This is a genomic window from Sphingomonas sp. PP-CE-1G-424 (assembly GCF_004341085.1).
Taxonomy (GTDB): domain Bacteria; phylum Pseudomonadota; class Alphaproteobacteria; order Sphingomonadales; family Sphingomonadaceae; genus Sphingomonas.
Map to the genome: position 1 here is coordinate 20,318 of NZ_SLXW01000017.1, position 8,278 is coordinate 28,595.

The 8,278-nt window shown below is 59.9% G+C and carries 11 protein-coding genes; 4 read left to right on the forward strand and 7 right to left on the reverse strand.

From position 1 onward, the window contains the following. Nucleotides 1–139: 139 nt before the first annotated feature. The 5 genes from C8J43_RS21350 to C8J43_RS21370 form a co-directional block, all read right to left on the reverse strand. Complete coding sequence (locus tag C8J43_RS21350) at nucleotides 140–340, reverse strand: hypothetical protein (protein ID WP_133032574.1); 201 nt, start codon at nucleotides 338–340, stop codon at nucleotides 140–142. 135 nt (nucleotides 341–475) lie between these two features. Further along, entirely contained in the window at nucleotides 476–1,153 is a 678-nt protein-coding gene (locus C8J43_RS21355; RefSeq protein WP_133032575.1) for a hypothetical protein, read from the reverse strand. A gap of 110 nt (nucleotides 1,154–1,263) precedes the next feature. Further along, nucleotides 1,264–1,887, reverse strand: coding sequence for a hypothetical protein (locus C8J43_RS21360; protein ID WP_133032576.1), 624 nt, complete (start codon nucleotides 1,885–1,887; stop codon nucleotides 1,264–1,266). 9 nt (nucleotides 1,888–1,896) lie between these two features. Next, complete coding sequence (locus C8J43_RS21365) at nucleotides 1,897–2,628, reverse strand: PD-(D/E)XK nuclease family protein (protein WP_133032577.1); 732 nt, start codon at nucleotides 2,626–2,628, stop codon at nucleotides 1,897–1,899. Continuing rightward, entirely contained in the window at nucleotides 2,628–3,779 is a 1,152-nt protein-coding gene (locus C8J43_RS21370; RefSeq protein WP_133032578.1) for a hypothetical protein, read from the reverse strand. Before C8J43_RS21370 ends, C8J43_RS21365 begins: the two co-directional genes overlap by 1 nt. Nucleotides 3,780–4,577: 798 nt before the next feature. Between C8J43_RS21370 and C8J43_RS21375 the strand changes: the two genes are divergently transcribed. The 4 genes from C8J43_RS21375 (at nucleotide 4,578) to C8J43_RS21390 (ending at nucleotide 6,570) form a co-directional block, all read left to right on the forward strand. Further along, the gene (locus C8J43_RS21375; RefSeq protein ID WP_235188274.1) at nucleotides 4,578–4,760 is read left to right on the forward strand and encodes a hypothetical protein; all 183 of its coding nucleotides are present in this window, start codon (nucleotides 4,578–4,580) and stop codon (nucleotides 4,758–4,760) included. Nucleotides 4,761–4,871: 111 nt separating this feature from the next. Next, nucleotides 4,872–5,075 carry a DUF5818 domain-containing protein gene (locus tag C8J43_RS22490; RefSeq protein WP_133032579.1) on the forward strand — a complete coding sequence of 68 codons (204 nt, stop codon included), beginning with the start codon at nucleotides 4,872–4,874 and terminating at the stop codon, nucleotides 5,073–5,075. A gap of 818 nt (nucleotides 5,076–5,893) precedes the next feature. Beyond that, nucleotides 5,894–6,187, forward strand: coding sequence for an AbrB/MazE/SpoVT family DNA-binding domain-containing protein (locus C8J43_RS21385; RefSeq protein ID WP_133032580.1), 294 nt, complete (start codon nucleotides 5,894–5,896; stop codon nucleotides 6,185–6,187). Then, a complete protein-coding gene (locus tag C8J43_RS21390) occupies nucleotides 6,184–6,570 on the forward strand; it encodes a type II toxin-antitoxin system VapC family toxin (RefSeq protein ID WP_133032581.1) in 387 nt (128 codons plus the stop codon). The genes C8J43_RS21385 and C8J43_RS21390 overlap by 4 nt, the downstream gene beginning before the upstream one ends. Before the next feature lie 258 nt (nucleotides 6,571–6,828). Here the strand turns inward: C8J43_RS21390 and C8J43_RS21395 are convergent, their stop codons facing one another. Together C8J43_RS21395 and C8J43_RS21400 are read right to left on the reverse strand one after the other, a co-directional pair. After that, complete coding sequence (locus tag C8J43_RS21395; RefSeq protein WP_133032582.1) at nucleotides 6,829–7,767, reverse strand: hypothetical protein; 939 nt, start codon at nucleotides 7,765–7,767, stop codon at nucleotides 6,829–6,831. A 283-nt stretch (nucleotides 7,768–8,050) separates the two neighbouring features. Beyond that, nucleotides 8,051–8,278, reverse strand: a 228-nt coding sequence (locus C8J43_RS21400; protein WP_165899729.1) for a transposase, incomplete at its 5' end; no start/stop codon positions are given.

An 8,278-nucleotide genomic window follows, 5' to 3' on the forward strand; every position in this document is an offset into this window, starting at 1 on the left:
GATAGAGGCTACTCATGTTCCAGTCTGATCCTATGGTCGACGTCCGATCTGCATGTCGCCCTCAGTATGCAAGCCGGCAAGAGCGAAGGCTTTCTTTGCCTCGATCTTGATCGTGTTGAGCTGCACCGGATAGGCACCGCTAAACGGGTTCGAAGTTCGACGACATCGTAACGAGGATCCTGACGTGGCCGATATTCACATCCGTATCTATTTTCGTGAGCCCGACGGGACGATTGCTGACGGCCAGCAGGAGTTCGATGTCGCAAGTTTTGCCGGCATCGTGCCCTCCATCGGCGACATGATCGTCAATCCCGGCGTTCTCCAAGGCTTGAGCCGGCACGACCCGGCAACCCGAGCAAGCTCGGTGTGCTCGCAGCGAAGGACTTGCATACCGTCTCTCCAGTCGACTGGGCACGTGGTGAAGCTGTGCGATCGTCCCAGCAAACGCTTCACTTTCGGCCGAGTTCTCCTCACGTCAAACGGTAGCGTCGCATGCCAGGGGATCGATGTACGTGCCACACCCGGTGAGCTCCGCGAATTCGGCATCATGGAAAGCTACGATCCGACGGATCGAATGGGCAGGTAGCGGGGCAAGCACGCGATCGTGTGGCACGGCATCATGATCTCTGCCTGCCCGCCACGCGCAGTATTGCCCGGCGATGTGCGACTCGAAGCCCAGACTATCTTCAAAGAAGCTCATCGGGATTGCGGCCTCGACGATGGCGGGCACCCCGACAGAGCGAAGCACTGGCCCAAGCTCCCGATCGCGGTCGATCGCCGCGTAAAGGGCTTCGCCGCCCCAGAACCGCAGAAAATCCTGGATCCCGTCATCATGGTTCGGGCGGGTGAACAGGAACCAGATCCGCCCTTGCCGCGTCGCCGAGTCCGCTTGGTGCCGGCGCTTGAACTGCGCCGCGATCGCCTGCGGAAATACGCCCTGCGCCTCCGCCGCATCGATCCGGCGCATCAGCGTTTCGACTGTCGGCAGCTCCATGCCCTCGGCCAATATTCTGGCGATTTCAGGCTGGGTAAGCCTCGTGCTGTGCCAGGCGAGGATTTCGTGGTCTCGGAGGACGGCATAAAGCCGCCGAATGATCTCGTCATACTGGTAGGGTGAGGCAAAGCACTGCGCGCCGAGCCAGTCGTCGAGCACCGCCCGGTGATCGTCCAGGAATGAGACGACGTCCGCAGGCCATGTTTCGGGGTGATCGTAATCAAAGATCATCGTCCGCTCTCAAGCTGCAGCGATTACGGGGGAACCTATCACGCCGACGCTTTGGCCTTGATCGCCTCTACCAAGCGATCGAGCGCAGGCTGTGCCGTGCGGATCCGGTCGATGCCCGTTGCCAGCGGAGCGAGGGCGTCGTCGAGCCCGTCCTCTTCGAAGCCATCGGCTAGAGCATCGCGCTTGAGCGGTATTGTGAGTGCAAGGTCGCCGGTTTTCGGATCGCACAGAAAGCCCTTGTCGACGAGCTCATCTAGCAACACGCTCTGCGACCTCAGCAAGCTCTTCCATTCGCGCTGCCCGAGCGCGTCCGTTCCGAACACGTATCTAATGGTCGCTCCCGCAAAACCGGCCATCGTACCGATCCAGGTCGCAGGCTCGTGACCATCAATGGACGCCGTCGTTCCGAGTGAGAAGGAGAGGTAGAAATCGTTATCGTCGGGTTCGCCGGGCATCCGCCATTCTGCCGGCGCGAGCCACAGCGTTTCGTCAAAGTCGGTTGGCACCTCTCCGACCCAGCCGAGTTCGTGGCGCTTCTCTTCTACAACCGCGGCGACGGCTTTAGCGAGCAGTGGCTGCATCGACGTGTTGGCGTAGCGGAACGAGGCCTCAAGCTCGTCGATGTGGCGAGTGATCACGGCGCCGATGGCTGGATCCGGCATACGGGGCTCCTAGAGGTTCATGACATGATCGCCGAAGCTGGCGATCATGTGTTCGACGAACGTGCGACCTATCGCGCCTGTGCCGACAGCTTGGCGAGCCGCCCGTGCAACGTCCGACCAAGTTGTCGACGCGACAGTCGGAACGGTTGTGCGAAACGGCGCCAGGAAGATCACGGCCGGCACCAGCTTCTGCAGTTCGGCCCGCCGCCCAAGCGACGCGGTGTATCGCTCCAGCTGCATCGGCCCGAGATCGGCTCGGATCTTGACCTCGATTCCGATGAGATGGGACGCCGTCGTGATAACCAGATCGACCCGATCAGCGCCTTCGCCAAGCGGACAGACCTCCGTCGAGACCTGGTAACCGGCCCCGAGTTCGTCGGACCAGTCGACGTCAGGGAGAGCGACCGTGAGATAGGCCGCCGCGAAGCGCTGCGAAGCCAGTCCGCCGAAGTCGCTCATCCACAAACCGGCAAGCGCCGCGGCGGTGCGGATTTCGTCTCTCTTAAGGCTGGCGAGCGCCCACGGATTGATAAGGCCGCCCTGCTCCTTGGCTGCCGCCAGAGGCGGCTTCAGGGCGCGGAAGGCAGTTTCCAGATCACCAAGCGCGTAGAATTGCTGGGGCGCACGCGCAGGTGCATCGGGTAGCACGTGGCGGAAGGCAAGGAACGCCGCCTCGAGCCTGCTCGCGCTCGGGTAGCTTGCCGACGCCGCCACATGAGCGGGTGACGTCAGATTTTCCATCAGAACTTCGCCATTTCGGCGATTTCGTGCGCGGTGAACGGCTCGTGGCCGTAAACCTCGGCCAGCTCGTTGAAGGCATCGACCGCGAGCATGCGCAGCGCGTTCGGCTCGATTGAGGTCAACGTTGCCTGATACTCGAAAGTGTCCTCAGTCGCGATGAAGCGATCGCCGAAGTCGAGCGCGCCAGGAGGCCAGGTCGAGCCGGCAAGCCCGTTGACGCCCAGCCGCACATGGATCGGGAGCTTGCCGCCGTGTTCAAGAGCAAGCTTGCCGTTCCGAGTCAGGAAGTCGAGCAAATGCTTAAAGAAGTAACCGGTCGCGAGTTTCTTCTCGCCCTGCCGCTCGAACAGGAACCCGCCAGCAACGCCCCAAAACTCGCCCGTCTTCTCAAACCACTGGGTCACGGCGACGGTCGGACTGACGCCCTCGACCCCGGCGCTCGGCCAGTAGATCGCCGCACCACCTTGGCTGCGGCCGAAGTTGAGCGACGAAGCGCGTGCCATTAGTCCGGGATGGCCTTCAGCGCTCACCAGCGACGCACGCGCGCCCGGCTCCGCCTCCCATTTCGACGGGATAAGGCGCGCATAGCCGGGGAAGTGGTCCTTCCATCGATACTTGCTCGATCCGTGACTAGGATGGGTCACGACCTGCGGTTCGTTGCGGTCAAACCAGAGCTCCGGATCACCGGCAAAATGCGGTTGCCAATGGACGGCCTCAGGGGGTGGTGCGGGCAGTTGGTCGAGAGCAAGGCGGAGATACTCGGCGAGCCGCTTGGCGAGATCCGCTCGGACCCGGCGCAGCCCCTCGCGATCCGCACCGACCGGTAGGTGAAATGGGATGGGTCCGCGCCGCCCGCGCATGTCGAACGGAAGCTTGTCGACCGTTGCCCCGTCGAAGGCCGTGTTCCAGATCTGCAGCACGCGGTTCTCGCCGAGCGCCCGGTGAGCGTAGCCAAGCTCGATCAGGACGTTCGGATTGGCGCAGGCCTTTCCATCGGCCGAAATCGCTATCGGCGTGACGTCGCCCACGAACACCGCGGCCTCATCGATCTTGCGCAGGATGGTGGCGACGATATCAGGCGTGCCGGCGACGCCCTGCGTGTCGGACGTGAGGCTGGGGCGTTCTGCTTCATCGAGGTTGGCCGAGATCATGCCGATCGCCTGGTCGAGCGCCGAGCGGACGAGCTCGCGCGTCACGCGGCCGTCAAGGTCGCTCTGCCACGACCAGAAAACCGTCTTCTCCACGCGCGATCGCCCCTGCCCGCCTCGCCACCCTCATATTCACCATAAAACGAACCGTCAAATCCGCTTATGTGATAACTGTAATCATCGCATGCCTTTCAACCGATCCTAGTTATTATACTCAATAATTGTTGATAGAAAAAATTGATATCAGCGCGTGTAATCTTCAATTCAGTGGACGATGTACTGTGTTCGAACGTTATCGCGCGATCTACTGCACAATACATCCTTCCCGCGTCTTACGTGGTGCCCGCAGCTTCCAAAGATACAGTTCCGGCTTTAATTAAAAATCAGACGATCGGGCCCAATGCCCTGCCGCCCGAACGAACGGCAGCCTACTGTGATCACCACTCAAAAGCGGACTGGCGGCTTTCCACCAGAAAGCGGCCCTTCGGGCTCCTGCCCGCCTCCTGAACGAACGTCCGCTTAGGGCGGCCGTCGCCCGAAAGCGGACAGGCCGCTATCCACCAGTTTTACCGAAATGGGACGGTCCGCATGCACCGTGATGGCGTCGTTCACTCTTTGAAGCTGTGCGTTCCTACCGCTTTGGGATCTGCTGCCAGAACCCGGTGCGGTTCTCCATTAGAGAAGCTTCTTCCGCCTGCAGATAGCGGGCATTTTCGGCCGAATGACCTCAGCCAACCGGCAATAAATGCCCCTGCCGCCCCCGGGACGTTTATGATAAAAGGCGGCATGCTCAGGACAAGAATGAAGCGGGTCGCCGATCGCGGCGATCACGCCGTGCGGCGGCTTGCCGAGATCGAAGCCTCGATCGCGGACCTGTCTAACGAGGATCTGCTCGATTTGGCCGACATCTTTAAAGCCGAGCCCCGCTCACCAATTGGCGATATGGCATTCGTAGAAATGGCGCGGCGGAATATCAGTCTTTAGAGACCGGTCGGGAACGAATTAGCAGGATCATGGGACTACCAAGCAGCATCGGCTGCCCAAAAAGATCTCCCGCAATTTTTGCATGATCATCAACGGAGCGACGACATAGCGATGGTAGCGATTGGTAACCGGATCAATGAGATAGGCACCTTGGTCCGCGATGGCGGAGCCTTCTATCTTCTCCGCGATGTCGGTGGCCGCTACGAGCTGGAATTGCATCGAACCCCCGTAGATCTGGTAGAGAAGCGCGTCCGGCTTATCGGCACATTGGTTGGCCCGGATCTGGTGAACGCTGATGGCGTTGCTCCAGCTTAGGTGGCTGGACATTTGTCCCGTTCAGTCGTGACCTACTGGCCGCGATTCTGATTCAACCTGACTCATTAGCGTTGCGCACAAACTGCGAGCGGGCGTCATCCATGCCATGGAACAGCGGATCATTCATGCCTGCGGTCATGAGCAGGCTCATCATCTCACCGGCTTTGAAAGCCAGCAGGAACGTAAGGCCAAGTGGCTGAAGACGACTACCTGTCGTGACTGCTTCGTTGCGGAGAAGCGGGCCGAGGAGGTCGCTGCGGCAGCGTTGAGCAGCGCCGCTGTCTCACACCTTGTTCTTCCGCCGCTGACTGGGACTAATCGGCAAATCAGCTGGGCGTCGACGGTCCGGAACAAGCGGCTCGCAGCGCTAACCAACTCAAACAGCAACGCCGACTGTAACGCATGCCTTCGGGTCACTGACGCAAAGTGGTGGATCGATTGCCGCGATCTAGATGACGTTGATCTGATGGCAGCCGCGAACCGAGCGTCAAACATGCAATGCGTGCCGACGCTCATGCCATCGACTACGAATCCTACGATTGCCCTCTAAAGGCATAGGCCGACCCCGCAATCCACGCCGGTAAGCCAGATGCATCCCTATGTGTGCAAGCAGGGTCTAGACCTCCTGAAGGAGGTGTTTCATTTCGCTGTTACCGACCCTGTTTGAACGCGATTTGTGTTCAAACCACATGCTCGCTCAGGGTATACCCAGACTGACATAGAGACCTGATAGGTTAGGCCCGATGCCAGAGCTCGCATTGTGTCACATCCCTTAAAGTGGCATAGGCTGTTCAGAAGCATTGAGGAGGAGCGCCGCGATGGCTGCGCAGTCTATAGACGTTAAAGTTGCCAGTAACGGTCGGATGATTCTGCCAGCATCGGTTCGCAAGGCGATGGGGCTTCAAGGAAATGCAAAGGTCATTTTGACGGTTGAGGACGATCAGGTCCGCCTGTCGCCGATCGGTCACGGGGTTTCTCGCGCTCAAGCGCTTTATCGAGAGCATGCCAAGCAGGCCCGAACAATCGACGACTTCCTATCTGATCGCAAGGCAGAGGCAGTCACCGAGGCAGGCGAGTCTTCGCATTCTGACCGGCAGGGAGACCCGGTATGACATCTGTTGTAATGGATGCATCCGCAGTGCTGGCGCTGGTTCGGGATGAACCAGGCGCCGACAAGGTCACACCTCACGTCGGACGAGCAGCGATTTCCGCCGTCAACCTGCAGGAGGTTATCAAGGAACTCCTGCTTGGTGGTTTGGGCGCAGCCACCATCCGCCAGATCCTAGACGAGCTTCGTCTCGATGTACGTCCTCACGACGTGGAGGCCGCGTATGCGGCCGCTGAGTTGCACACTCAAACGAAGGAGTTTGGGCGCGGCCTTGGTGATCGCTCCTGTCTAGCGCTTGCGATCCTACTTGGCGTTCCCGCCCTCACTGCAGATCGCGAGTGGAAGAAGGTAAAGGCCAAAGGGCTCAAGATGGAGCATATCCGCTAGCAGCCGTCGCCAAAACCGGTCAGCTAAGAATTCCCGTTTTCCCGTGTCGTTTAGGCAATTTCGAGAAAATCGATTTGGGAACAGATTTCGAGAAAACGGCACCTAAGACCAGTGCTTTTCAGGGCGTTGAGCTGGGGATTCCCCACTCGACCTTCGTCTGCGGGAAAACTACGATTCCTTAATGCTTATCGGGAGGATGCGGAACGGGAACTGCCCGTGAAGCTATTTTCCGAAAGTCTACAAGAAGGATGCCTTCTCCTATCTTTCCAGAAGGTAGATGTGGTGCTGCCGATAATCCCAAACCGTCTTGTATTGCCGCAGAAGACCATAGCCAATCGTCAGAATGTCGGGCTCGGTAAGACCGATAGGCGCCGCTGCGGCGAACGGTGTCGTCTCCACCGCGATCGCAGGCACGTCCGGCATGACATGACCGCCGATTCTCAGGCCGTGAAGATCGAAGGTGCCCGGCTTCGTTCGCGAAGGGGTCAACCGCCCTTCGGTGAGCAAGCGCCGTTTGCCTACCTCGCTTGTAAAAAGGGTGCCATATTGGCCGGTGTCCCAGGCTGTGACGACGGGCATGGTGCCGATCTGCGCCGTAATGACCGGGTGGTTGGGCAGGTTGCGCGTCTCGAACGACAAGTTCGCCAAGATATGCTCGCCGTCGAGATAAGCTTCGGGGCCGCCAGCGTAGAAGGTAGCAATTGATCGACGGTAATTGAGCTTGAGCGCGTGGTCCGCCCAGGCGTCGAAGCCGAACCAGCCGATGAAGTCCGGTGTGATAGCTTCGAGTTGGCGTGCATCCTGCGCGGCGACGAGGGTGGCGCGGGGAAATGACAGGTTCCCGACGCGGATGTCGCGCGCCTCCGGGATGATGCGCACGGCGAAGGTCTGGCCGCTGCCGAAATGTCCTTTGCCGATCGGTCGTCCGCCGGCGAGCGGAACCCGATGATCGTTGATCGTCAGCGCCTGCTCGCTACCCGTGTCTAGCATGAGCTTGCCCGGGAACCCCGCGATGCTCCCGTCGACGAACGGGAACTCCTTAACCATGACGATCGGAACGACGGCATCCGTTCTGGCTAACCGTATCTCTGGCGCGCGCTGCGACTTGGCGGGAATGGGCGCATCGTCGGCGGCGAGCGCCGGCCCTGCCGACACTGTCAACGACGCAAGTGCGATGCGCCAGCCAAATGCCGGCATACGGCGACCCCGCGATGGGATCGACTGAATGATCTCTTGAGATGTCATGGCTTGATCATAGCCCAGCTCGCTCCTGGCAGCTATCGGGCAGACGCATCATCCTTCTCAAAACTCGATCCAGAGCGTGCGTAAACTTGCTGTCGGATAGATAAGGGCCGCGTTAGCAGCTGCGACGACGAACTGGGCGCGCCTACGCGTCAGATCGAGCCATCGGACCGATAACGATTGGTGGTGGAGTAGAACGCCGTTTTATCGACCGCACGAGGGATTATTTTAAGTAAAATCATGCCTGAATGGCCCGTATCATCCCCGGTATGCCGATGAGAGTAATGGCTCTTCTTAGATTGTAGGCGAGCGCGGTCAGACTGAACTCGGCGCGAACCTTCTCCAGCCCGCGCATCAGGAATGCGCCCTGATTCATCCATTGCTTGATCGAGCCGAACGGGTGTTCGACCGTCTCGCGGCGAACGGCAAGAATATCAGGGCGCGCAACCAAGCGCCCCGCCATGCG